The sequence below is a fragment of the Microvirga puerhi genome (assembly GCF_020089865.1).
In the GTDB taxonomy this organism is placed as follows: domain Bacteria; phylum Pseudomonadota; class Alphaproteobacteria; order Rhizobiales; family Beijerinckiaceae; genus Microvirga; species Microvirga puerhi.
The window spans coordinates 1-24,935 of record NZ_JAIRBM010000029.1; the positions used below are offsets into that span (position 1 = coordinate 1).

17 protein-coding genes and 1 pseudogene are annotated in these 24,935 nt (G+C 57.0%); 16 read left to right on the forward strand and 2 right to left on the reverse strand.

Going from position 1 to position 24,935, the window contains the following annotated elements:
- The 3 genes from K9B37_RS23205 to K9B37_RS23215 form a co-directional block, all read left to right on the forward strand.
- A partial coding sequence (locus tag K9B37_RS23205; protein ID WP_305072174.1) for a DNA translocase FtsK occupies positions 1-428 on the forward strand: 428 nt, incomplete at its 5' end.
- A 430-nt stretch (positions 429-858) separates the two neighbouring features.
- Entirely contained in the window at positions 859-6,705 is a 5,847-nt protein-coding gene (locus tag K9B37_RS23210) for a HAMP domain-containing protein (RefSeq protein ID WP_224315985.1), read from the forward strand.
- Positions 6,702-8,759, forward strand: a complete 2,058-nt coding sequence (locus tag K9B37_RS23215; protein WP_224315987.1) for a response regulator — start codon at positions 6,702-6,704, stop codon at positions 8,757-8,759. The genes K9B37_RS23210 and K9B37_RS23215 overlap by 4 nt, the downstream gene beginning before the upstream one ends.
- Positions 8,760-8,948: 189 nt before the next feature.
- Here K9B37_RS23215 and K9B37_RS23220 read toward each other — a convergent pair whose 3' ends face one another.
- Complete coding sequence (locus tag K9B37_RS23220; RefSeq protein WP_224315989.1) at positions 8,949-9,170, reverse strand: hypothetical protein; 222 nt, start codon at positions 9,168-9,170, stop codon at positions 8,949-8,951.
- Positions 9,171-9,186: 16 nt separating this feature from the next.
- Here K9B37_RS23220 and K9B37_RS23225 point away from each other — a divergent pair, with 16 nt between their 5' ends.
- The 12 genes from K9B37_RS23225 to K9B37_RS23280 all read left to right on the forward strand — a co-directional run bounded on the left by K9B37_RS23225 (position 9,187) and on the right by K9B37_RS23280 (position 19,054).
- Entirely contained in the window at positions 9,187-10,311 is a 1,125-nt protein-coding gene (locus K9B37_RS23225) for a sugar ABC transporter substrate-binding protein (protein WP_224316072.1), read from the forward strand.
- A gap of 72 nt (positions 10,312-10,383) precedes the next feature.
- Positions 10,384-11,925 (forward strand): sugar ABC transporter ATP-binding protein, encoded by a 1,542-nt coding sequence (locus tag K9B37_RS23230; protein ID WP_224315991.1) that lies wholly within the window; start codon positions 10,384-10,386, stop codon positions 11,923-11,925.
- Complete coding sequence (locus tag K9B37_RS23235; RefSeq protein ID WP_224315993.1) at positions 11,922-12,902, forward strand: ABC transporter permease; 981 nt, start codon at positions 11,922-11,924, stop codon at positions 12,900-12,902. The genes K9B37_RS23230 and K9B37_RS23235 overlap by 4 nt, the downstream gene beginning before the upstream one ends.
- Before the next feature lie 8 nt (positions 12,903-12,910).
- Entirely contained in the window at positions 12,911-13,876 is a 966-nt protein-coding gene (locus tag K9B37_RS23240) for an ABC transporter permease (protein WP_224315995.1), read from the forward strand.
- A gap of 130 nt (positions 13,877-14,006) precedes the next feature.
- A complete protein-coding gene (locus K9B37_RS23245) occupies positions 14,007-14,927 on the forward strand; it encodes a S1C family serine protease (protein WP_224315997.1) in 921 nt (306 codons plus the stop codon).
- Positions 14,928-15,214: 287 nt separating this feature from the next.
- Positions 15,215-15,514, forward strand: coding sequence for a response regulator transcription factor (locus tag K9B37_RS25080; protein WP_439651785.1), 300 nt, complete (start codon positions 15,215-15,217; stop codon positions 15,512-15,514).
- 224 nt (positions 15,515-15,738) lie between these two features.
- The gene (locus tag K9B37_RS23255; protein WP_224316000.1) at positions 15,739-16,944 is read left to right on the forward strand and encodes a tyrosine-type recombinase/integrase; all 1,206 of its coding nucleotides are present in this window, start codon (positions 15,739-15,741) and stop codon (positions 16,942-16,944) included.
- Complete coding sequence (locus K9B37_RS23260) at positions 16,941-17,501, forward strand: hypothetical protein (RefSeq protein WP_224316002.1); 561 nt, start codon at positions 16,941-16,943, stop codon at positions 17,499-17,501. The genes K9B37_RS23255 and K9B37_RS23260 overlap by 4 nt, the downstream gene beginning before the upstream one ends.
- Before the next feature lie 143 nt (positions 17,502-17,644).
- On the forward strand, positions 17,645-17,854 hold the full coding sequence (locus tag K9B37_RS23265) for a MerR family transcriptional regulator (RefSeq protein ID WP_224316004.1): 210 nt from the start codon (positions 17,645-17,647) through the stop codon (positions 17,852-17,854).
- A gap of 45 nt (positions 17,855-17,899) precedes the next feature.
- Entirely contained in the window at positions 17,900-18,118 is a 219-nt protein-coding gene (locus K9B37_RS23270; RefSeq protein WP_224316006.1) for a hypothetical protein, read from the forward strand.
- The gene (locus K9B37_RS23275; protein WP_224316014.1) at positions 18,115-18,426 is read left to right on the forward strand and encodes a winged helix domain-containing protein; all 312 of its coding nucleotides are present in this window, start codon (positions 18,115-18,117) and stop codon (positions 18,424-18,426) included. Before K9B37_RS23270 ends, K9B37_RS23275 begins: the two co-directional genes overlap by 4 nt.
- A gap of 133 nt (positions 18,427-18,559) precedes the next feature.
- Positions 18,560-19,054 (forward strand): helix-turn-helix domain-containing protein, encoded by a 495-nt coding sequence (locus tag K9B37_RS23280; RefSeq protein ID WP_224316015.1) that lies wholly within the window; start codon positions 18,560-18,562, stop codon positions 19,052-19,054.
- 418 nt (positions 19,055-19,472) lie between these two features.
- Here K9B37_RS23280 and K9B37_RS23285 read toward each other — a convergent pair whose 3' ends face one another.
- Entirely contained in the window at positions 19,473-22,019 is a 2,547-nt protein-coding gene (locus tag K9B37_RS23285; RefSeq protein ID WP_224316017.1) for an RNA-binding domain-containing protein, read from the reverse strand.
- 1,801 nt (positions 22,020-23,820) lie between these two features.
- Here K9B37_RS23285 and K9B37_RS25085 point away from each other — a divergent pair.
- Positions 23,821-24,741, forward strand: a pseudogene (locus K9B37_RS25085) (nSTAND3 domain-containing NTPase); the annotation flags it as partial.
- Positions 24,742-24,935 lie beyond the last annotated feature (194 nt).

Genomic DNA, 24,935 nt, shown 5'->3' on the forward strand with positions numbered 1-24,935 from the left:
CCGAGCAGCTTCTGGGCCAGGGCGACATGCTGTACATGGCCGGCGGCGGGCGGATCACCCGCGTGCACGGACCGTTCTGCTCGGACGAGGAGGTCGAGAAGGTCGTCGCCCACCTCAAGCGTCAGGGGCAGCCGGTTTATCTTGAGGCGGTCACTGCAGAAGACGAGACTGAGGCCGACACGGACGATGTGCCTCTCATCGAAGACGAGGATTTGAACTTGGGATCAGCCGATCTCTACGATCAAGCAGTTTCCATCGTTATTCGGCACAAGAAGGCATCGACCTCGTACATCCAGCGGCGGCTGCAGATCGGCTACAACCGCGCTGCCTCGCTGATGGAGCGGATGGAGAAGGAAGGCATCGTCGGCCCGGCCAACCATGCCGGAAAACGCGAAATCCTCATGGAGAGCCACGACTTCCATGACTGAGTTGGCTCAGCGTCCGAAAAGGCGAGAGCCTTGACCTGATCTCTCCAAAGCCCTGCCATTCGGCGGGGCTTTTTGTTGGTGGGACGGATGTAAAGGCTCTAGTAATTTACGCCAACGGGTCGATATTTCATTCGCCGGTACATGTCATTGCCACCGGCAATCTCTAAAGTATCCGAAATCATGAGACGATCTGTCCTCAACTGAGGGCCGATATTTACCATCTTTCAAAAATACTGCTTCTCCAGGGCGGCTTAAGCGCCGAATTGCCCTTTCTGAAGGGAAGAATCTATTCTTTCAAATGGAACTAAGGTTTCCATAGTCCGTTATATTTCGCCGGCATCCGTGCGAGGACAATCGACAAAAGCCGTACAAACGTCAGCACATTCGGGGTCTGGGCGGCAACGGCCCGGAACAAAGTTACGAGGGGCCCATGCCTGAAGTCGAAACTTCCGCTCCGCAGCTTGATCCCAGGCTGCTTCTCAAGGTTTTGCGCGCCTTCCGGAAGGGCGATTTCTCCGTCCGACTACCAACCGACCTGATTGGTATCGATGGGGAGATTGCCGAAGCTTTCAATGATATCGCGGACTTGAACCACGGCCTCGCGAAAGAGATCGATCGTGTCGCGAAGGTCGTCGGGAAAGAGGGCCGGATCGGCGAACGCGGCCGGCTTGCTGGTGCGACGGGCCACTGGAGCGAATGCATCGACTCGGTGAACGCCATGATTGGCGACATCGTGCAGCCGACCGTCGAGGTTGCTCGTGTGATCGGCGCCGTTGCCAAGGGCGATCTCGGGCAAACCATCGAGCTTGAGACCGACGGGCGTCCTCTACGCGGCGAGTTCCTGAGAATCGGCAAAGTCGTAAACACGATGGTTGGACAATTGGGAAGCTTCGCCTCGGAAGTGACCCGTGTCGCCCGCGAGGTTGGCTCGGAGGGCAAGCTCGGTGGCCAGGCAAAGGTGAAAGGCGTTGCCGGAACCTGGAAAGACCTGACCGACAACGTCAACCTCATGGCCGCAAATCTGACCGGTCAGGTGCGTAACATCGCGGAAGTCACCACCGCTGTGGCGAACGGAGACCTATCGAAAAAGATCACCGTTGATGTGAAGGGCGAGATCCTGGAGCTGAAGGACACCATCAATACCATGGTGGACCAGCTCAACTCCTTCGCTTCCGAGGTGACGCGTGTTGCGAAGGAAGTGGGCTCGGAGGGAAAGCTCGGCGGTCAGGCACAGGTGCGCGGTGTCGGCGGGGTCTGGAAGGACCTGACCGATAACGTCAACATGATGGCGGCGAACCTGACCGGCCAGGTGCGCAATATCGCGGAGGTGACTACGGCGGTCGCCCGGGGTGACCTTTCCAAGAAGATCACGGTGGATGTGAAGGGTGAGATCCTGGCCTTGAAATCCACGATCAACACGATGGTGGATCAGCTCAATTCCTTCGCTTCTGAGGTGACGCGCGTCGCCCGTGAGGTGGGCACGGAAGGCAAGCTCGGCGGCCAAGCACAGGTGGAGGGCGTCGGCGGCGTCTGGCGCGATCTGACCGAGAATGTGAACATGATGGCGGCGAACCTGACCGGACAGGTGCGCAACATCGCAGATGTAACCACGGCGGTGGCGAACGGCGACCTGTCGAAGAAGATCACCGTCGAGGTGCGCGGCGAGATCTTGGAACTCAAGAACACCATCAACACGATGGTGGACCAGCTCAACTCCTTCGCCTCGGAAGTGACCCGCGTGGCGCGCGAGGTCGGATCAGAAGGCAATCTCGGCGGCCAGGCGCAAGTGCGAGGGGTCGCCGGAACTTGGAAGGACTTGACCGACAACGTCAATCTGATGGCGGCGAACCTGACCGGTCAGGTGCGCAACATCGCAGATGTGACCACGGCGGTGGCGAACGGCGACCTGTCGAAGAAGATCACCGTCGAGGTGCGCGGCGAGATCTTGGAACTCAAGAACACCATCAATACGATGGTGGACCAGCTCAATTCCTTCGCCTCGGAAGTGACGCGCGTGGCGCGCGAGGTCGGATCAGAAGGTAAGCTTGGTGGTCAGGCCCGCGTGGAAGGCGTTGCTGGCACTTGGAAGGACTTGACCGACAACGTCAACCTGATGGCGGCGAACCTGACCGGTCAGGTGCGCAACATTGCAGATGTAACCACGGCGGTGGCGAACGGTGACCTTTCCAAGAAGATCACGGTGGATGTGCGTGGCGAGATCCTGGAGCTTAAATCCACGATCAACACGATGGTAGACCAGCTCAACTCTTTCGCAGGCGAGGTGACCCGCGTCGCCCGCGAAGTGGGTACGGAAGGTAAGCTCGGTGGCCAAGCACAGGTGCGTGGTGTCGGTGGCGTCTGGCAAGATCTCACCGACAACGTCAACATGATGGCAGCAAACCTCACTGCGCAGGTTCGCAACATTGCCGAAGTGACGACCGCAGTAGCGAACGGCGACCTTTCCAAGAAAATTACCGTTGCGGTTGAGGGAGAAATTCTGGAGCTTAAATCCACGATCAACACGATGGTGGATCAGCTCAACTCCTTTGCAGGTGAAGTGACCCGCGTGGCGCGAGAAGTGGGCACGGAAGGCAAGCTCGGCGGCCAAGCACAGGTGCGAGGGGTCGCCGGCGTTTGGAAGGACTTGACCGACAACGTCAATATGATGGCGGCAAATCTGACCGGTCAGGTGCGCAACATCGCAGATGTGACCACGGCGGTGGCGAACGGCGACCTGTCGAAGAAGATCACCGTCGAGGTGCGCGGCGAGATCTTGGAACTCAAGAACACCATCAATACGATGGTGGATCAGCTTAACTCCTTCGCTTCCGAAGTGACCCGCGTGGCGCGCGAGGTGGGCATCGAGGGCAAGCTGGGTGGTCAAGCGCAGGTGCGCGGTGTCGCAGGCGTATGGGAAGATTTGACCGACAACGTCAACATGATGGCGAACAATCTCACTGGCCAGGTGCGAGGCATCGCCAGTGTCGTGACCGCCGTTGCCGAGGGTGATCTGAAGCGAAAGCTGACCGTGGAGGCAAAAGGCGAGATTGCGGCGCTTGCCGACACGATCAATGAGATGATCGATACGCTCGCGACCTTCGCCGACCAGGTGACGAACGTGGCGCGTGAAGTGGGTGTCGAAGGGAAGCTTGGTGGACAGGCGAAGGTCCCTGGAGCGGCCGGCCTCTGGCGAGACCTGACAGACAACGTCAATCAGCTTGCAGCGAACCTGACGACTCAGGTGCGAGCCATCGCAGATGTGGCGACGGCCGTCACGAAGGGCGACTTGACGCGGTCGATCACGGTCGAGGCCTCCGGCGAAGTCGCTGCCCTGAAAGATTATATCAACGAGATGATCCGCAATCTGCGCGATACGACGTTGAAGAATGCGGAGCAGGATTGGTTGAAGACCAACCTTGCGAAGTTCACGCGCATGCTGCAGGGCGAGCGTGATCTCACCACTGTCTCAAACATGATCCTGTCGGAGATCGCCCAACTCGTGAATGCACAGCATGGTGTGTTCTACACGGTTGAGTCCGATGGCGACGGGCCTGTTCTTGATCTCGTGGCCTCCTATGCTTTCACAGAGAGAAAACATCTGGCCAATCGCTTCCGTTTCCGAGAGGGTATTGTGGGGCAGGTGGCGTATGAGAAGAATCGCATTCTTCTTACGAATGTTCCCGGGGATTACATCAGGATCAGTTCGGCTCTGGGAGAAGCGCCTCCCCTCAATATCATTGTCCTTCCCGTTCTCTTCGAGCAGGATGTCAAGGCTGTTATCGAGCTGGCATCGTTCAATCGATTCTCGGAAACGCACCAGTCGTTCCTCGATCAACTGACGGAATCGATCGGCATCGTTCTCAATACGATTGCCGTGAACATGCGAACCGAAGGTCTTCTGAAGCAATCTCAACTTTTGACAACGGAGCTCCAGAGTCAGCAGGCGGAGTTGAAGAAGACGAACGATCGCCTGGAGCAGCAGGCGGCGACGTTGCGCCAATCGGAAGAGCTTCTGCGTCAACAGCAGGATACATTGCAACAGACCAATGAGGAGCTTGAAGAGAAGGCCCGGCTCCTCGAATTGCAGAAGCGTGAGGTCGAGACGAAGAACCAGGAAGTTTCTGTCGCCAAGACAGCCTTGGAGGAAAAGGCGGAGCAGCTTTCCCTCACTTCCAGGTACAAGTCCCAGTTCTTGGCGAATATGAGCCATGAGCTCCGCACGCCGTTGAATTCTCTGCTGATCCTATCAAAGCTCTTAACAGAGAACCCTGAAGGCAATCTGTCGGATAAACAGCGTGAATTTGCAAAGACGATCCACGCGGCAGGATCAGACCTGCTGGCTCTCATCAACGATATTCTGGACCTCTCCAAAATCGAGTCAGGAACTGTAAGTCTTGAGATCTCCAGTGTAGGCTTCCAGGATCTCATCGGTCATATGGAGCGGACATTCCGCCAAGTGGCGGAGGAGCGGAACCTTGATTTCCATGTCGAGATGGATTCCAAACTGCCGCCGGCCATCCAAACTGACGCGAAGAGACTGCAGCAAGTTCTAAGAAACCTGTTATCGAATGCCTTCAAGTTCACGGAACAGGGCGGCGTGACGCTTCGTATCGGTTCGGCCGAAGGGACGCCACTTCGAGCCGGCAGCGAATGGATCGCTCTCTCCGTGACAGATACCGGAATCGGCATCTCCGAGGACAAGCAGCGCATCATTTTCGAAGCATTCCAACAGGCCGACGGCACGACCAGTCGTAAATACGGTGGAACCGGCCTTGGCCTCTCCATCAGCCGAGAGATCGCGCGCCTTCTTGGAGGAGAAATTGTTCTGTCGAGCGCACCCGGGCGTGGGTCAACGTTCACGCTGTTCTTGCCTCTTGAACCGCCAGCAAATCATGTGTTGCCAACGTCGGTAAGTTCCCGTCTCGGAAGTGGCAATGACGCGCACGTGGTTGGAGGCGATGATCCGCATGCGTCGCTTCTAAGGCAGCCTCCCGCCGCAATGGCCCTCTCCGCCTCTTTGGACGATAGGCACTCGATTTCGGCTGGCGACCGTGTGGTTCTCATCATCGAGGACGACGCGATGTTCGCCTCTGTCCTTCTGGAGCTTGCGCGTGAGCAAGGATTCAAGGGGCTCATCGCGATGGATGGCGCGGCCGCCTTGGCATTGGCGCATCGTTACAAGCCACACGCCGTCACGCTCGACATCGGCCTTCCCGATATGGATGGATGGGCGCTTCTCGACCTCCTTAAGCATGATCCTCGGACGCGGCATGTACCGATTCATGTGATTTCGGTGGACGACCAGAAGAAGCGAGGCCTGAGGGCCGGCGCCTTCGGATTCCTGGAGAAGCCGGTCGACCGGGACGCTTTGATGGGCGCTCTGGACCGCACGAAGGAATTCATCGACAGGCCCGTCAAGAAGCTTCTCCTTGTCGAAGACGACGACAAGCAACGGATGAGCATCAATGAACTCATTCGAGACGAGCAGGTTGACGTAACCGCCGTGGGTACGGCGGAGAGCGCGCTGGAAGCCATACAGGCTAGGCGCTTCGACTGTGCGGTCATCGATCTTGGGCTGCCCGACCTCTCGGGAGCTGAACTCATAGAGCGTGTCCGTAAGACACCAGGTGGGGAAGATCTTCCGGTGATCATCTACACTGGAAAGGATCTCACGCGTGCCGAAGAGCGACGGCTCGAGAGGATCGCGGCGACGGTCATCGTGAAGGGCGAAGGGTCGTCCGAAAAGCTTTTGAGCGATACAGCCCTGTTCTTGCACCGTGCGATCAATCTGGCTGCCGAGGAGCGGCCAATCGTCATTGAGCGGCGGACAGACGGATCCTTGGCGGGTCGTGGCGTTCTGATCATTGACGATGACATGCGCAACATTTTTTCCCTGACGAGTGCTCTTGAGCAGCAGGGAATGTCCGTCGTCTTCGCTGAGAATGGTCTGGAGGGCATTGAGAAACTCAAGGCGACGCCGGAGGTTGATATCGTCCTTGTCGATATCATGATGCCGGAAATGGATGGCTACGAAACCATGCGGGAGATCCGTAAGATCGATCGTTATCGGGACATTCCGCTGGTTGCTGTTACGGCAAAGGCGATGAAGGGCGACAGAGAAAAATGCCTTGAGGCTGGAGCGACGGACTATGTCTCGAAGCCTGTTGACATCGATCAACTGCTTGCCGTCCTGCGCGTTCAGCTCGGACGAAGCGTCTATGTGGCGGACGGGCAGGCTATTCCGACCGGCGCCGCCGAGATCAGGCCGAGGTCATGAAAGAGCGTATTAGATCGCAGGAACTGATCTCAGCGGAGTTCGTCGCGACGCCGCTGAGAGGATTCTCGGATCCCATCCTTGCAAAAATTCTAATCGTGGATGACGATTCTCGGAATCTTAAAGCGGTGGCAGAGGTGCTGCAGGCGCCGGGAATCGAGATCGTCACGGCGGACTCTGGAGAAGATGCGTTGCGAAGCGTTCTCCAGGAGGATTTTGCAGTGATCCTTCTGGATGTTCAGATGCCGGGTCTTGACGGGTATGAGGTCGCCGATCTTGTCCGTAGCCGCCCTCGCTCCTCGCGTGTGCCGATTCTCTTCCTGACAGCATACAACAAGGATGAACTTCATGTTTCCCGAGGATACTCGGCTGGGGCCGTCGACTACGTTTTCAAACCCATCGAACCTCTGATTTTAAAGTCCAAGGTCGATGTTTTCGTCGATCTCTACCGTAAAACTGAGGAAATTCGTCGGCAGGGTGAAGAGGAACGGAGGCTTCTTATGGAGAACCTCCGGGTCCGCAGCGAAAAGCTGAAGACCGAGCAAGCTCTGCGCCGCCGTGAAGAGCATCAGTCCATCGTCCTACAATCCCTTCCTATCGCACTCTACACGGCGTCCGTGCGGGAGGACCATCGCCGGCTCCAGTTCACGAACGAGAGCATTGAACGCATTACAGGCTTTCGCCCTGACGACTTTGCGAAGGATCCGGAATTCTGGTCGTCGCGCCTCAATCCTGACGACAGGGTACGAGTCATCACCGAGCTCCAGCGCTTGCCGGAGGATGGTGCGGTCACTCTGGAATATCGCTGGCGTTGCGCCGACGGAATGGAACGTCATTTTCTCGATCAAACCGTCCTCATTCGCAATGACGAAGGCGGACCAGCCGAGGTCTTCGGCATGTGGTTCGACATGACCGAGCGCAAACAGATGGAGCAGGATTTGCTCCATACAAGCAAGCTTGAAGCAGTGGGCCGGCTCACCGGTGGCATTGCTCACGACTTCAACAACATGCTGAGCGTGGTAATCGGCAACCTGGATCTGTTGCAAAATTCCATCAAGGGCAACAGCAAGGCGGAACGTCGCGTTCGCATGGCGATCGATAGCGCGCAGCATTGCGCAGATTTGACTTATCGCTTGTTGGCATTCTCAAGGCGCCAGCCATTGCAGCTTACGACAGTTGATGTGGCAACATTGATGCCAGGACTGCTGGAACTGATGCGGAGAACGCTTGGCGAGCGGATCAATGTGGATCTTCAGATTGATCAGGACATCTGGCCGATTGAGGTGGACCGGGCACAGCTTGAGGCCGCCTTACTCAATCTCGCCGTCAATGCGCGGGATGCGATGCCAAACGGCGGAGATCTGACTGTCACGGTTGAAAACCGAACGCTGGAAGAGGGAAGAAATCATCCCTCGGGCGAATTCGTCGTGCTGTCGGTGAGCGATACCGGAATGGGAATGTCTCCCGAAGTTCTAGAGCGCGTATTTGAGCCGTTCTTCACGACGAAGGAAAGCGGGAAAGGGACCGGTCTCGGGCTCAGCATGGTCTATGGATTTGTGCAGCAATCTCACGGTCATATCGACGTCGAAAGCGTGCCTGGCGAGGGAACGACCATTCGAATTCTGTTGCCTCGTACCAAAAATCTCGGCGAGGCCCTCCAGACTGTGCCAGCCGATACGGTGGAACCGTTCGGAGCAGGGAGAACCGTGCTCGTCGTCGAGGACAATCCGTCTGTTCGTCAGGTGGCAACTTCAACGCTCCGCTCCTTGGGATTCGACGTCGTGGAAGCGGAGACCGGGGATGAGGCGATTCACGTTCTACAATCGAACGAGCGCGTTCGGCTGGTTCTCTCGGATGTGCGAATGCCGGGAGAACTGACCGGCATTGATCTCGCGCAATATATCAAGGGGGAAAGACCGGACGTACAGGTCCTTCTCACGACAGGCTATATGGAAGGTGTCGAGACCATCGATGAATTCGACCTTCTCTACAAGCCTTACCGCGTCACAGATCTCGCCGAGAAGATACAGTCTTTAATGATCCGATCTCGCGATTGAGTGTGCACTAAGTCGACGATTGAGTACTCCGCATCGCATGGGATGCCTGCTAGTGGATTATATACTGGGGCGGGCTGAGCTTGGTCCTTGAAGGACAAATGGACCTTCTGCCGGGTAAGAGTGGTGTCAAGGCGCATCAGATGCGAACCGAGCATCAGCTCAACCGTTTGGATTACCCAAACAGAAGTATCAAAAGCAGACTTCGAAGTACTGAGCTAAAAATTTAATCATAATGTAAGCTGAATTCTTGGCGAAGGTGCCATGACAACCTGGCGTCTGATCGGGAATGCTAGTATGTTTGTTTTGTGCTAAAGTAGAGAGGCTAATAAGAGAATCGGATTCGAGGCCTGAATCGTAAGCCGAGGCTTTTCGGCGATTTGCAATAAGATGTTCCATGGGAGGAACAGCCATGAAATCGCGCTCCTGCATGCGCCGTGTCGCAGGTTTCGGCGGTGTCTTGCTTATCCATAGCATATTCAGTGTGGCGTCCTATGCCGCTGGGCCCAAGGTGGTGAGTGGGCCGAACTCCGATCCGAATTGTTTCGCGCCATGGACGGAGAATGTGAAGCTCTTCCAGTTTCAACGAAAAGCAGGGCCTTACAGAATAGCGCTCGCAAACGGCTTTATCGCCAACACGTGGCGTATTCAGATGATCAAGACCGCGAAGGCCTATGCGTCGCAGCCGGATGTGGCCGCGAAGCTGAAGGAGTTCAAGGTTGTGTCCACGGGCGAAGATGTCGCGGCGCAGATCGCAGCCGTCAATAACTTCATCGATTCTGGGTATGATGCGATCGTCGTCAATGCGCAAAATCCGACGGCCTTCAGGCCGGTCATCAAGCGCGCAAACGATGCCGGCGTGGTTCTCGTCGCATTCGACAATACGCTGGATACCGAGGACGCCATCAACGTCAACGTCGATCAGAAGGGGCTCGGCAGGTACTGGGCCGATTGGCTCGTCAAGAACCTGCCGAACGGCGGCAAGATTCTTGAAGTGCGCGGCGTATCCGGCACCTCAGTGGATCGAGACCGTCACGACGGCATTCAAGAGGTCTTCAAGGCTTCTGGCAAGCCATGGGAGACTGTCGAGGTCCTTGGAAAATGGGACGACCCGACCGCCCAGAAGGTCACGGCCGATGCCATCGCCGTGCATAAGCACTTCGACGGGATGACCGCGCAGGGTGGGGACACGGGCGTTGTCCAGGCGATGATCGACGCCAAGCATCCGTTCGTCGCCTTCGGAGGCGAAACGGAGAACGGTTTTCGCAAGTTCTGCGCCAAGTACTCGGCAGATGGCCTGAAATGCGCGTCCGGTGGCACGGGGCCCGCTCAAGTGGCCGTTGCCATCAAGACAGCCATTGCGGCTCTGGAGGGCAATGTGGTGCCGCAATCGATCAAGCTGCCTCTTGCTCGAGTCGAGGATCCGAACCTCAAGGATGGTCAGGACTATTATTCCGAGCAATCCGACAACTTCTTTGTCGGGAACGCCTTCCCCACCTGTGGCATCAACTTCACCGCGCAGGAAATCATGGGACAGTCGGAGGCGAACCAATAATGGACGCACTGCGCCCAGCGTCGCAGGTCATCCCGCGACGCGGCTTCCCGTCACGAACCGGATGAGTCCCTCATGGCGTTCTTCCAGATGGAAGGAGTGTCCAAGCGCTACGGCGGCGTCAGCGCCCTACAGAACGCGAGCCTCAGCGTGGAGATGGGCCGCATACACGCGATCCTGGGGGAGAACGGAGCCGGAAAATCGACCCTGATCAAAGTCATGTCCGGCGTCGTGACGCCTGACGAGGGACGGATGATCATGGAGGGTAGGGAGGTGCAGTTCGCCTCGCCCGCCGCCGCCAACCGTGCTGGAATTGCCTGCATTTTCCAGGAACTGTCGCTCCTCCCCGATCTGTCTGTCGCGGACAATATTTCCATCAGCAACCCGCCGAAGCATTTCGGCTTGATCGATCGAAAGGCTCAGCGCCGAATTGCTGAGGAAGCGCTCGCACGGGCTGGAGGACCGGACATTCATCCCCTGACGCTCGTCAAGGATTTGCCTCTCTCTCGGCGTCAGATCGTCGAGATCGCCAAGGCTCTGGCTCGCAAGCCGCGCATTCTGATCCTCGATGAGGCGACATCGGCGTTGGCAGCCGCGGACGTGGAGAAAGTCTACACGGTTCTTAAGCGCCTTCGATCCGAGAGACTTGCTCTGCTCTACATTTCCCATCGTATGCAAGAGATTGCCGAACTCGCCGATGATTGCACCGTCTTCCGCAACGGCCGGAACATCGCGACGTACAGGGCGGGTACGAAGTCCGACAATGAAGTCGTCGAGCTCATGATTGGGCGAGAATACAGTCACGTCTTCCCGCCAAAGCCGGACGTCGGACGACAGGAAACGCCAATTCTGCTTGAGGCCAGTGGCTTGTCCTGGACGAGCCGGATTAAAGACATTTCATTCCGTGTACGCGCCGGCGAAGTTGTCGGTCTGGGAGGCTTGGATGGGCAGGGGCAGCGCGAATTGCTGCTCGCTTTGTTCGGTGTGCTCCGCGGGCTTTCGGGCGAGATCCGGATCGAGGGCAAACCCGTTTCCGTGGCAAGCCCCCACCGCGCGAAGGCCTCCGATCTGGGCATGGCTCTCATCCCGGAGGACCGTAAGACCGAGGGATTGATGCTGCCCATGTCCGTGCGGGACAATTTGTCCTTCGCGGCGCTCGGGCGCCTGTCGCATTTCGGCGTGATTGATCGGGACGTCGAGAACACCGCCGTGGCAGACATGATCCGGCTCCTCGCGATCCGCGCGGATGGAACAGACATTCCCGTCGGGTCGCTTTCCGGAGGCAATCAGCAGAAGGTCCTGATAGCCAAATGGCTCATGATTACTCCCAGGATCATCCTTCTCAACGATCCTACGCGCGGCATCGATGTCGGAACGAAGCAGGAATTCTATAAGCTTCTGCGTCAGCTGGCCGATGCCGGCAGGGCGATCATCTTCTATTCGACCGATTATGCCGAGTTGATCGGATGTTGCGACCGCGTTCTGGTGCTTTATGGCGGCGCCATAAAGCGGGAGCTGGTGGGGAAGGAGATCACGGAACGCGCACTTGTCAGCAGTGCGCTCAACATTGGGCGCCAAGCAGAGGAGGCCGGCGAGAAGTCGGTCGCTGCCAGGTGAGAGACTGGCGATACCACGTTGGCGAGAACAGAGACACGCTGCTCGCCTTTGCCGTATTCCTGATCATGTTCGGCATTTATACCGGCAATCACCCGGCTGGCTTTACGGCAAACGTGGTGACGACGGCTGCCAACAAGGGCGTCATCCTTGCTCTTGTCGCCATGGCGCAGACCGCGGTCGTGTTGACTGCCGGAATCGACCTTTCGGTTGGAATGATCTTTCTGCTGGCCAATTGCCTCGCTTCGTGGATCGTCGTGGGTTCACCCGGAATGACGGCTCTCGGCCTCCTTGGTGTTCTTCTGGTGGGCTTGCTCTGTGGTGCGATCAATGGGCTCGTGGTGATCTTCGGGCGTCTGCAGCCGATCGTCACGACGATCGCGACCGGTGCCGTCTATTTTGGTCTCGCGCTCTTCCTGAGGCCCGTTCCGGGGGGCGACGTGAATTCCGAGCTCGCCGATAGCCTGACGGGTCAGCTTCCCGGCGGCATTCCGGCGAGTCTCGTGGTGCTTTTTCTCATCATCCTGACAATTTGGCTGCCTTTCCGGCGTTCGGAAATCGGCCGTGCCGTCTATGCCGTAGGTTCGTCGGAGGCCGCCGCCTACATGTCCGGCGTGCCGGTCCGGAAAGCCAAATTCGTCGCCTATTGCCTGTCTGGCCTGTTCGCCGCCATGGGCGGTCTGTTCCTGACCTTCTTCACCTATTCCGGCGAAGCGTCAGCCGCCAACGGCGGTGCTTACACGCTTTATTCCATTGCCGCGGTCGTCTTAGGGGGCATCTCGCTGTTCGGCGGTAAGGGGAGTGTCATCGGCGCCGTCTTCGGCGCGTTGATGTTCCGGACGATCGGGGATCTTCTCTTCGTCTTTGATCTGGAGCCGCTTTGGCAACCTCTCTTTCAAGGCGTCGTCCTCCTCCTGGCCGTCTCGCTCGGGTCGCTCAGGCTTTTCCAGATACGCAATCGCCTCGATCTGTTCGGATGAGTTCTGCAATGTCGATATTTGCCAAATCTCTCATTCGACATATCGATCCCGCAGTCGCCATTGCGTTCGGCTGCATCGCCGCTCTGCTGTTGTTCGGAAGCTTCTATTCCACGAGTTTCATATCGCCCGCGTTCCTGCTTCAGCAACTCAAGGTCGCGTCCTTTCTGGGAATCATCGCGACGGGTGCGATGATTGTCATCCTGTTGGGACAGATAGACCTTTCCATTCCATGGTTGGTGGCCGTCGGAGGAATGATGTCGACGGCGATCGTCGGATGGCGGAGTCCGATGGGAGAAGTTCTCGCCATTCCGTTCGGTGTCCTGTGCGGCGTCGCATTCGGCCTCGTGAATGGATTCGCGGTTGCCTATCTTCGAATCCCCTCGATGATCATCACTCTCGCCGTCAACGCCGTGGCACAAGGGTTGATGGTTGTTCACACAGGCGGATTTTCTCCCCAGGATGCATCGTCCTTCGCAATGCGTTTCCTTGCGACGGGAAACAGCCTGCTCGGCATTCCGAATGCCCTTCTTGTCTGGGCCGCTGTGGGTGGCGGGGCGACATTCCTGCTCTCCCGCACTGTCTTCGGCCGTGCTGTCTACGGCATCGGGAATTCGGAGCGCGCCGTTTATTTGTCGGGCGTCAGGTCACAAAGAATCGTCATGCTCGCCTTCGCCCTTTCGGGCGGGCTTTCCGCCTTCGGCGGTGTGCTTCTTGCTGGCTATGCCAGCAAGGCTGCACAAGGCATGGGCGATGCCTATCTGCTTCCGGCCATCGCCGCCGTCGTTCTCGGTGGAACATCAATCCTTGGTGGACGGGGAACTTACCTCGGCACGATCGCCGGCGTCATTCTCATCACACTCCTCCAATCGATCCTTTCCGTGATGCAGATCGAGGAGGCTGGCCGCCAGATCATCTACGGCGTCGTCATCATCCTAATGCTTCTGCTCTACGGACGAGAGCGCCGGGTTCAATAGCGGACGTCTGCTCGATCTTCCACACGTCCTGCAGGCGTGCGGCCAAGCTGGCGGCTCGACCTAGCCACCTGGACAGTACCGCGACGATGCGGTCGCGAACAGAATGGCCCAAGCATCACGGAGGCATCTCATGACAGCTTCGTCGTCCGTTCCTTCACTTGGCGCCGTTTCGGATCGTCTTGCGAGCCTCATCGGCGCCGTTTCTACCAGACTTGTGACGATTCACGGTGGAAGGCGTGGCTCGTCGACCGGTATTCTCTGGCAGCCTGGGTTCGTCGTCGCTGCGGAAGAAGCGCTAGAGGCGGATGAGGATCTTACGATCGTCGATGCGGATGGTGCACAGCATGCTGCCACCCTGGTCGGTCGAGATCCAAGCACGGACATTGCGCTGCTTCGGACCGAGACGAGATCAGTTGCCGGTGAGCTTTCGGTAACATCGACGGATGCCATTCAGGTTGGCCATCTGGCCATTGTCGCAGGTCGGCGACGGGAAGGATTGGCGGCGATGCTTGGCATCGTGGCTCTGGCGGGTGGCTCCTGGCGAAGCTTGCGTGGGGGCACGATCGATCGGCTTATTCACTTGGATGTTCGCCCCGATCCTCATCTCGAGGGGGCTGCCGCGATCGATGCGGAAGGGCGCGTATTCGGAATGATAGCGCTCGGGCCACGGGGGCGTGTCCTCGTCATTCCGTCGGAGACCATTGAGCGGGTTGTTCGGCAGTTGCGCGATCATGGCCGCATCGCACGTGGATATCTCGGGGTCGGTGTTCAGCCGCTGCGGGTTGACGAAGCGATTGCCGCGGCAGTCGGGCTTGAAGAGCCTCGAAGCCTTATGGTCGTGAGCGTGGATCCTGGAGCTCCAGGGGACAACGCAGGTCTCCGGCAAGGTGATGTCCTCATCGCATGGAACAAGCAGCCGCTGCGATCGATCCGCGGCTTATATGCGCTTCTTGGAGCAGAGAGCGTCGGCCAGCCTGTCGAGCTGGGAGTTCTGCGCGCTGGCGAGCGGATCGCGCTCACGGCTCACATCCAGGAGCGGCCGCATCCGTGAAAAACGAACGCCGGACGGGAGAAGGCAGGTTGGTGCGCCGCGCCGCGCTCCTCATCGACAATCCCGATCTTGCCCGGCGGATCGCCGCGATGCTGGCCCAGAAGACGGAAATCGTGATCCTGCATGCGCCGGACAGGCCCGATGTCCTGATCACAGACCATCTTCCATCCGATGTTCCAGTGCCAACAATCTTCCTCGGATCCCAGCCGGAGACTTTCGCAGCACGAGAGGCGGGAGTCGCCGGTATCCTGCCGGAAGACTGTTCTGCCACTGATCTTGTGATCGCCATGGAGGCCGTCGTTCGCGGCTTTACGATCGTGCCTCAGGGGCTTGCGGACCAGAATGTATCCATGGCGGACAGTGGAGATGCGGACCCGTCAAGGGAGGACGGTCTCCTCACGACCCGGGAAGTCGAGGTCCTGCGTCTGCTGGCAGAGGGAGCGTCCAACAAGCTGATTGCGCGGCGGCTCGGCATTTCGATCCATACGGCCAAGTTTCATGTCGCGTCGATCGCAGCAAAGCTCGACGCCACCGGCAGAACCGATGCGGTGGCACAAGCGATTCGCCTCAAGCTTATTATGTTATGAGGACAAGCGTGGCCGGGACATTGAACCAGGCGACCAGGTAATTCGCGCATTTTCAAGTTGGAATGGCGGAGAGGGGGTCCGCCGCAGACCCGGTTGCACACGTCCGTTGATATCCGTCATGCGTCGTAAAGCCTCGCCTTTTCAGCCGCTTAACGTCTGCTGCTGTCCACGCTTGTGCGCTACAATCCAGCGTACCCGGTGGGGAAGGCGGTGGGGATGCGGTCATGAACAGGCTCCACAAACTGAGCGCCAGGACGGTCGCCACACTGGACAGGCCAGGGCGGCACTCAGATGGCGGCGGGCTCTATCTCTCCATCTCGCCGAGCGGTGCGCGCTCGTGGGTGTTCATGTGGAAAGTGGCAGGCAAGCGCCGCGAGATGGGCCTTGGCCCGCTCCGTGACGTTCCGCTCGCGAAGGCACGCCAGCGGGCGGCCGATGCCCGCCAGAAGCTTGTTGACGGCTTAGATCCCATTGCCGCGCGTGCCCGCCCCAAGGTGATGACCTTTGGCGAGGCGGCGGACGCGCTTATCAAAAGTATGTCCTCCTCTTGGCGCAACGAGAAGCATCGCGCCCAATGGGTGATGACCCTGACGACCTACTGCGCGCCGCTGCGGGAAAAGCTGATCGATGCAGTGGCAACCGAGGATGTCCTCAACGTTCTGATGCCTCTTTGGACGACGAAGCCTGAGACCGCCTCACGCCTGCGGGGTCGCATCGAGCGCGTTTTCGACTTCGCGCAGGCACGGGGACAGAGGTCAGGCGAGAATCCGGCCCGCTGGCGTGGCCATCTTGATGCGATCCTACCCAAGCGCGCCAAGCTGACGCGCGGCCATCACAAGGCCCTGCCTTTCACCGACGTGCCTGACTTCATGGCTGTCCTGCGGCAACAGGAGGGTGTCGCTGCGCGCGCGCTGGAGTTCGCCATTCTGACGGCAGCCCGCTCGGGCGAGGTGCTAGGCGCGCGCTGGGACGAAATCGACCTTGAGCGCGGCCTCTGGACCGTGCCGAGAGAGCGCATGAAGGCCGGGCGCGAACACCGCGTGCCGCTCTCGGCGCGAAGCGTCGAGATCCTGCGCGAGCTGGAGCAAGTGCGCCTGAACGCCTTCGTATTTCCTGGCATGAAGCGAGAGAAGCCGCTCTCGGCGATGGCGTTGGAGATGGTGCTGCGCCGCATGAAGGTTGATGCGACGGTTCACGGATTCCGCAGCGCGTTTCGCGACTGGGCAGGCGAACGCACGTCGTTCCCGCGCGAGATTGCCGAAGCGGCACTCGCTCACCTTGTGGGCGACGCAATCGAGCGCGCTTACCGACGTGGGGACGCCCTGGAAAAGCGACGGCGGCTCATGGACGCCTGGGCGCGCTTCTGTGGGCCAATATCCGAAGCACCGGTGGTTGTGCTCAAGCGGCATAGCACAGGAGTAGGCTCATGAGAAAAAGCCGCGAAAAGCAGCTTGAAGAGCAGTTCTCGCACCTCAGCGACGATGAATATCAGGCCCTCCTGAGAAGGCATCGGATTGTTCCGCTGGCTAAGGTGGATATAGCCCTTGAAGCGGGGGACGAAGCAACCATCGCTGAATACCTTGCGCTCTCGCCTGTACCCGATCACGAGACGATCCTGCGTCTTGCTGGACAGGGCGACATGGCAACCCTGTCCGACTACCTGAATCGCACGCCGGGCCCCAATTCGACAACAATCCAGCGACTCGCAAGGATGCTTGATCCAGGATTGAATGGCGATCCTGACTGGCAGTTGGTTTTCCGGAGGCGCAGGGCCGGAAACCCGGTTGCAGCCGATGAGGCAATGATGAACCTCATCTGGGTGGGGAATGAAGCCATCGAGCGTTATGAGAGTCTGATAAGAGACGGTCATAATTCGCGAGGTCTTTGGAAAAGGGTTCGAGGTGAGATTGGCGACAAGCATCGCCTCAAAGACAGGACGGTGCTCAAAGCGATTGCTGAAGTAAGAGCACTACGACGCGCCAAGTAGGACGTAGTTCCTCGCATTCTAATACCCTGATGAATGCACCTGTTCGCTGATGATGATCCGTCCTAATCGGCCCAATGTCGCCAGGCGTCCGGGCAGTCCCGTGACGTGCTGTCGGGAGCTGTCCCGGATCAAAGGAGGGCTCCTTGACGACCAAGGATCAAACTCCCGAATTTGTCGGTCTCTCGGTTCGGGAAACCGCCAAGAAATCTGGCTGCGGACGCAGCATCGTCTATGAGGCGATTGCCAGCGGCCGCCTCCGCGCCAAGAAACTCGGACGCCGCACCATCGTGCTGGAGCACGACCGCCAGTCGTGGCTCGACTCCCTTCCGGCTGTGAAGGCGACTGCACAGTAGCGCAAAGAAAAGCCCGGCTGGAAGCCGGGCATAAGGTTATTGACAATGTTGAAGCCTACCATACCGGCCTTGTGCCGCAAGGGCGGAGCTTTGCCTTCCCGCAAGCCGCCCTTCCAGAGCCGAGCGGCCTACTGCTCGGCCCCCTCCATTGACCCCACCGAGCCCCGCATCATCACCAAGCTCGCGCAACGGCACGGCCTCTCCGTGCCGCTGGCGCGCGCAGTTGCGGAGCTTGCCGGCCTTTTCCTGGAGATGAGCGAATGAGCGCCAACGATGTCGTTGAGCTTCACGTTTCGATTGACGGCGGCTCCGAGCGCAAGTTCGTCGGCCGCTACGCCTGGACGCTCTTCGAGCTGATCCATGCCGACGAGAAGGGCTGCACGCCTATCGAGCAGCCTGCGCCCCGTTGGAGTCACTATGTCTTCGTGCTCCGCCAGAAGGGCGTTGTTATCGAGACCATCACCGAGAAGCACGCTGGGGCGTATGCGGGCACTCATGCGCGCTACGTGCTGCACGGCACGGTCGAGATTCGCAAGGTGGTCCGCGCTGGGGAGAAGCGCCGTGCAGCGTGACCTCTTTCTGACGGATCGCGCCTCCTAAGCGTCAGAGACAGCCGATGGCCGGGGTTCGGGCTCCGGCCATTTCCCTTTTTAATCATCAAGAAGGGCGTCCTTGATCTAATCAGGACTGCCATGAGGCATCCAGATGCCGAAACGTCACAACCAAAAAGGCCGGAGCACAATAAAGGAGCGTTATGTGTCTCTGCCGTATTATATGCTGCGCACCGACGCTTGGCACTCGCTCTCGCCGGTCGCGCGGAGCGTCTATATCGAACTGGCGACCATCTATAACGGCGGCAACAATGGCTGGCTGGCGTTGTCGGCGCGAGATGCTGCTAAACGGGTTGGCTGTTCCAAAAATACGGCGGCGCGAGCCTTCATCGACTTAGAGCAGAAAGGCTTCATTCGCTGCATGCAGCAAGGGCATTTTAATCGGAAGTCGCGTCATGCTGCCGAGTATCGCCTGACAATCTATGACTGTCACCGCACTGGCGAGCGCGCATCAAAAGCCTTTACGAACTGGCATCCTCCTGACAAGGAAAAATTTATAAGCGGTGTCACTGGAGATACTGACGGTGTCACCGCAGGGTCAGTTCTGCTCTCCGCGAAAGAAAATTACCGCTCACGGTCCCTCTCATAGGACCGTGATGCGTGCTCCGATGCCTCTCACGGTGTCACCACAGGTACACATATAATCTACCATGTGAGGGTGATGCCTGGAGAGCTGTTCGCGCCACTTGGTGCGTTAGTTCTGCGCCGCTCATTTCGACGTATGAGGAATGCTATCTGTGGGTGCCTTTGATCCGCCATAGCGCTGTTTGCCGAAAAATCCTGACAGTCGGGAAACAACTGACAAGTTCAATCTGTCTGAATCAAGTTTGAGCGTGTTTGCGGCAGGGGGGTCGCTCGCTCTTCACAAGGCAGAGACGCAGGCATACATGACTTTGCCCGGACTCATAATGTAGCCCAAAAGCTCTTGGCGAGGGTTAAGAAGGCGCATCGCTGAGAAACGCCTGCTGATGGACGCAGCTTCCAGACAAGCAAAGTCGAATACGAAATTAGACCCTGTTTGCAAGTTTGGTACGAAGCTTTTCAACTACGTGACTAATGCGCTTTCCTGCGGAACTGTCCTGCCATAGGCTGTTTGTTTCAATTCCTCGAAACCCATTATCGAGTCGGCCACGAAGTCTGTTCAGATCTGCCTTGTTGCCTCGCGTTTCTCCGATAAACCCAAGCGCTCGTCCGAGTGGCCCTTCCAAGGGGTCTAGTACAATGTTGCGCTCATTTTGAAGCTCTTGCAAAAGTTGAAAGAAGTCTTCTGTTACGCTTGGTAATGTGAGCATATCAAAAAGAACATAAGCGGTGTTTCTGCTATACTCCTCGAACTTCTCAAGCCTAATCGACTCTGATCTCGTAGCTTGATATAGACAGGATAAATGCCCTTTTAGGGCGGCCCTGAGGTGCTCGACAGCTTTCCCTGGGTCAGAGAAGCGCATATCTCGACCCGCGACAAACTGAACGATTGCTCTTTTCGATAGAAACTCGATCTTCTCAGCGTCGCTATATCTTCTGCCGCTTTGTACAAAGTTCGCAATCTTAATACATTCAGCTGTTCCGAACCCAGAATGGCGTTCTGCATTAAACCAACTTCGAAGATGGTGGATCTCAGGCTCGCTTTTCATAAGAAACGCATTGTTGAAAAAACGCCGCGCGTCATCAAGCTTTGGTGGAACTTGCTTCGCTGCGACATAGCCTTGTAACGAGAGAAATCTTGGATCTTCTGAAATTTTTGGCGACAGATTTCTATCTGATGCGAGCTTCCATGCTTCGCTTGTGGCCGCCGGTTCGCGTTGTTTATGACTACGTTCGATGAGGCCTTCGATTTTGTCGCGGAGTCGGGTTAGAAGAGGATTCTCTGGATAAATGCTCTTTTTATATTTCTCCACTCGCTCACGTATGGCTGCGTAGTGATCGAGCTTCTTAGACTCCTCTGCGACAAATGCGCGAGTCAGATTGCCAACCTCATAAGTGGTTTCGGAACCAACTTCGTTAAGGCGGAGAAACATCTCACGGATATCTGCAATCGCATCAGTTATGCGACTTTCATCATATCGAGTTAGTGCAGCTAGGTCGGCAAAGCTCAAAGGTTCTCCATATAGAGATAAAATTGCGAGCACATAGCGTCCATAGTTGTCCGCTGGTAAAGCATCCCATTCTCGTTGAAATACATACCGCCGAACGTCGTCGCCACTTGATTCCTCAAATAGCTGAATAGCTCTGTCATAATTCCCGGAGTTGCGCCTTAAGGCTATTATGCTCTCTATGACTAGCGGCCGTTGCTCTGAAACGATTGCGAGCTTGTTATCTCTAAACACTGGATCTGGCTCATTTACCCGGAACTGCGCGCAGCAAACAGTAACGAACTCTTCGAATTCACCTCTACGAGAAAGTCCGGGAACCTCAATAGCATTCGCGAGTGAGTGCGAGGGCGCATTCCTCAAGGTATAGAGGATCTTTGATTTCCGCTTCGCTCTCCAGAGCACTCCGTATAAGAAATCAAAACCAGCTTCCTGCCCCTTGGTCGTTAATGTGTCGATGTCATCGATAACGACGAAATTTGATGCCGTATCAAAAAATGATCTGATCTCTTCCTTGAGTTCGTTGAGTGAAAGTTCACTCAGGTCGGCTGAGGTCCAATTTCCCAGCGAAAGAATTGCTTGGTACAGTTCCCGGTCGGTGCTGAAGTCAAGTCCTACAAAGTCGCTTTGCGTCCCGGTAACAGTATTGAGCGTCTTTTGTTTTGAGCTAACAAAAATCACGTTGTCGAGAGCTTCGCCATCACTGATGACAAAACCTGCTCCATTAGACTTCAAAACCTTGGCGATTTGATAAGCTATTGTGGTCTTTCCTGAGCCACCCTTTCCATACAAGAAGGTCCGTGGCTCATCCGAGTGCTTTAGCCATCCGAATATTCGGTCAATTGTGTCTAGCCGTCCTACAAATTTCTTGACAGTTGCAGAGCTGGGAGGAAGGAGGCCGCCAAGAGTTAAATCACTTTCAAGATTGTCTTGGGTCGGATCGCTGCGGCAATAAAGCAGGGGAACGTGCTTGGGTTCTGCAATGATTACTTCATGACCTTGTCTGACCCAGATAGTACGTGCCTTATATGGGCCAATGTCTTTCTTAAATCGGGTCGGAAGTGTGGAAGATTTCAGAGGGTGCACGAGAAGCACATCGACCGCCGTCGGAGTTCCGGTTTCGTACCGACGCAGCGAGATAGTTACCTGTTCCGTGAGTAGTTGATCGAGCGCCTTCTGAAGCCGGTCAACATTAGGAATAACTTTGTTATGCCCAGGCAATCTCGTTCCATCGTGAACCCCAAAGATGATCATTCCACCGCCAGAGTTTGCGAAGGCACATATGAGCCGTGCGATGCCACCAAAATAGTTATCTGAGTATGAAAAGGGCCACTCGTGCTTAAAGTCCCAGTATTGTCCTTCTTGCGAGGTAAAACGATTTTCATCTTCAAGGAGGAAGCCAATCGCGTTGGCTTTGTCATCGGGCAGGTCGCCAGACTCAATGACGGATCTAATATCTGCAATCATTTGCACATCCCCCAGCCACAGCCCAGAGATGAATAAATGCCGAATCAGGCTATGATTGTCTAGATAAAGACTTTGCAGATTCAGTACTTGAAAGCGGCCTCCTGGAAATGCCAACAGATCCTGGGACTACTAGAAGATTGCAATCCCCACGGTCGGTTTGCGCGCTAGCAGTTTGGTACTGAGCGGTCCGATGGTTGGCGACATAGGCCGACCGACTATGTCGAGCAGGCTGGTCTCAGAACTCTCCTCGGGGAGATGGCCGAGTTCGATAATTTGGACACGCGCAAGGTGGTAGGCACTCAGGGGATCTAAACAGTCGGATTGTTTCCGCTATAACGTGTCGATTTGCTCGCCCGACATGAATCCGTTCGAGCGGTCGCTCGCCAGCTCGAAGCATTGATGCGCAAAAAGGAGCTGTTCGCACAAAGAAGACGTTCCAGAGTACCATTGGAGGGTCTTTCGATTGCGGCGGTATTTCAGGCCTCCATGCATAGAAAGCCAGCTGAGCAGAGATATGCCTCCGGCAGGCTCCGGAGCGAAAGCGATTGTCCGGTAACAACTAGCGTGATTGTCGCCTTTTTGGCGTTGAAAAAACTCCGAGTGGCCTTTCCTCCACTCTTAGACGGCGGATTTCCCTCGCACGCGCGTACTGGTCGCAAAATTCCTCCTCGACAGCTCACGTTCCGAGAGCGCGCAAAGGCACTTGACTGCCTCTGAAGATTCGCTGCTCTCTCACAACGGCGGCCGACGGTACGGCTGTAGAGGCGCTCGGCGACATTGGCATCGGCGAGCACCTTCCCCTTTTTATGGCCTCCGAAAATTCGGTTAGTCCTTGTTTCCCTCTCAGAAGGCGGGTCTCCCGCGCCCGCGCGTACTGGTCCCGAAACTCTTCGTCCTTGACCAGCTCACGGTGCATGGCCCCGAGGGCGCGTGAATGCTTCGGATAATCCTTAGCTGGACTTGCGAGCGGATTGTGAGGGCTGATCAAGCTGCGCAGTAAGCAAAGGGAAGGCCTGTAGCGATCAGCCCGACGGCTTCGCCCCACGTCAAAGGTGGCAGCTCGTGGCGGAGCGACACAAGCGCGAAGGCCAGCCTGATTTTCGCAATCCACTATATTACCTCTTCCATCCCTGACTTCAGGCAGTCGATCAGGAGGCTAATTCAGAGATATATGTTACACTCAGGGGGCTCCAATCTTGCCTGAGCGAGACTGAACCTTCAGTGCCCAGATGAGGCGCTTCTTTTTGACTCGGTTTCTGTGACTAGGCGATCCTTGGCCGCTCGTCCCATGTCGCTTGCGAACCGTCGCCCCGCATGAGCATCAGCCTCACTTCAATCGGCACACCAGACTCACAGAAGGCGCTGTGAGCGGCATTTCGGTTCCTTGAGGTAGGGAGGCGCCGGCGGGCACAATGTTGGCCGTGGTGAGCTCCAGAACGAGAGCGATTAAGCGCTACTCTCGCGGACAGCGGTGATGCTGACGGGAGTCGGGTCAAGGTGTGGCTCAAGGTGTGGCCCGGACCATCTGGGCGATGACACAGGCTCGTGGAAGAGGAAGGGATCGCTATCGCTCTTGTCCACCCAACACGCCGCTGAGGGTCCAACTAACTCATCGATATGTTTTCCCGCCATCGCAGCTCCTGAGGCTGTGCCTCCTCGGTAGCTCTCGTTCCAAAGTGCGGCTCCAGCTCAACTTATTCGCTAATCGGTTCGACACCGCACCTGTGGATATCATTGCTTAGCCCGTCGCACAGGGCAACGGAGGACATATATTCTGATATCTGGGACATTAGTCTGACGCATGAACTACGATTTCACCAGCCTATCTCCTGCCGACTTTGAGGATATCGTCCGTGAGCTCATCGGGCGCGAAATCGGCATCCGGTTTGAAGCATTCGCCGCTGGTCCAGACGGCGGAATCGATGGCCGTCACGCTCGCGGCGAAAAGACGACTATCATCCAGGCCAAGCACCTCGTCGGTTCTCCCTTCTCCACACTCAAGTCTGCAATGAAGCGAGAAAGAAAGGCAATCGACCAGTTGACGCCCGCTCGCTACATTCTCGCGACTTCTCGTCGGCTTACGCCTCCGAACAAGAGAGTGCTTGCGGCGTTGATCGGCCCATCGCTTAAGGCCGAGGACGATATTTTCGGCCCTGGAGACCTCAATGCCCTCCTTCGAAACTATCCGGAGATCGAGCGCGCCCACTTCAAGCTGTGGCTCTCCAGTTCAACAGTTCTCGATAGGCTTGTTCACGCGGCGGCCCACACTTTCAATTCCATCACCCGTGAGGAAATCGAGGCCAAGGTGGGCGTCTATGCCCATAACCCGAGCTTCACAGAGTCTAGGTCCATTCTGGAGAAACAGCACGTCCTCATCATATCCGGGCCACCAGGGGTCGGAAAAACGACCCTGGCTGAGATGCTCTCCTTCGCCTACATCAGTGACAAATGGGAGCTCGTCGCTATCCGAAGCCTCGATGATGGCTTTGCTGCCATTATCGATACCAAGAAGCAGGTATTCCTGTTTGATGATTTTCTAGGCAAGATTGCCTTGGACGCGGGCGCACTAGCCGCCAAGGATTCGGACCTTGCCCGGTTCATGAAGCGTGTCCGAAATTCTCCGAACGCGCGGTTCATCCTGACGACACGAGCTTACATTTTCGAAGAGGCTCGTCGCGTTTCGGAGCATCTGGCGGATCAGCGCATCGACATTAGTAAGTATGTGCTCGACCTTGGTGTCTATACGAGACGCATCCGCGCCCGCATTCTCTACAATCACTTACTAGTAGCGCGCACGCCGCCGCCTTACATCCGAACGCTCATTCAGAGCGGAAAGTTGCCATCGATTGTCGATCATAGGAATTACAATCCCCGAGTGGTCGAGTGGATGACGGAAACAATCCACTTATCCGAAAT

Coding starts and splice junctions, on each gene's coding strand:
- K9B37_RS23255 (WP_224316000.1), top strand. CDS start 15,739: ATGAACAGGCTCCACAAACTGAGCGCCAGGACGGTCGCCACACTGGAC.
- K9B37_RS23275 (WP_224316014.1), top strand. CDS start 18,115: ATGAGCGCCAACGATGTCGTTGAGCTTCACGTTTCGATTGACGGCGGC.
- K9B37_RS23240 (WP_224315995.1), top strand. CDS start 12,911: ATGTCGATATTTGCCAAATCTCTCATTCGACATATCGATCCCGCAGTC.
- K9B37_RS23270 (WP_224316006.1), top strand. CDS start 17,900: ATGTTGAAGCCTACCATACCGGCCTTGTGCCGCAAGGGCGGAGCTTTG.
- K9B37_RS23220 (WP_224315989.1), bottom strand. CDS start 9,170: ATGGCTGTTCCTCCCATGGAACATCTTATTGCAAATCGCCGAAAAGCC.
- K9B37_RS23225 (WP_224316072.1), top strand. CDS start 9,187: ATGCGCCGTGTCGCAGGTTTCGGCGGTGTCTTGCTTATCCATAGCATA.
- K9B37_RS23285 (WP_224316017.1), bottom strand. CDS start 22,019: ATGATTGCAGATATTAGATCCGTCATTGAGTCTGGCGACCTGCCCGAT.
- K9B37_RS23260 (WP_224316002.1), top strand. CDS start 16,941: ATGAGAAAAAGCCGCGAAAAGCAGCTTGAAGAGCAGTTCTCGCACCTC.
- K9B37_RS25080 (WP_439651785.1), top strand. CDS start 15,215: ATGGAGGCCGTCGTTCGCGGCTTTACGATCGTGCCTCAGGGGCTTGCG.
- K9B37_RS23230 (WP_224315991.1), top strand. CDS start 10,384: ATGGCGTTCTTCCAGATGGAAGGAGTGTCCAAGCGCTACGGCGGCGTC.
- K9B37_RS23280 (WP_224316015.1), top strand. CDS start 18,560: ATGCCGAAACGTCACAACCAAAAAGGCCGGAGCACAATAAAGGAGCGT.
- K9B37_RS23215 (WP_224315987.1), top strand. CDS start 6,702: ATGAAAGAGCGTATTAGATCGCAGGAACTGATCTCAGCGGAGTTCGTC.
- K9B37_RS23210 (WP_224315985.1), top strand. CDS start 859: ATGCCTGAAGTCGAAACTTCCGCTCCGCAGCTTGATCCCAGGCTGCTT.
- K9B37_RS23245 (WP_224315997.1), top strand. CDS start 14,007: ATGACAGCTTCGTCGTCCGTTCCTTCACTTGGCGCCGTTTCGGATCGT.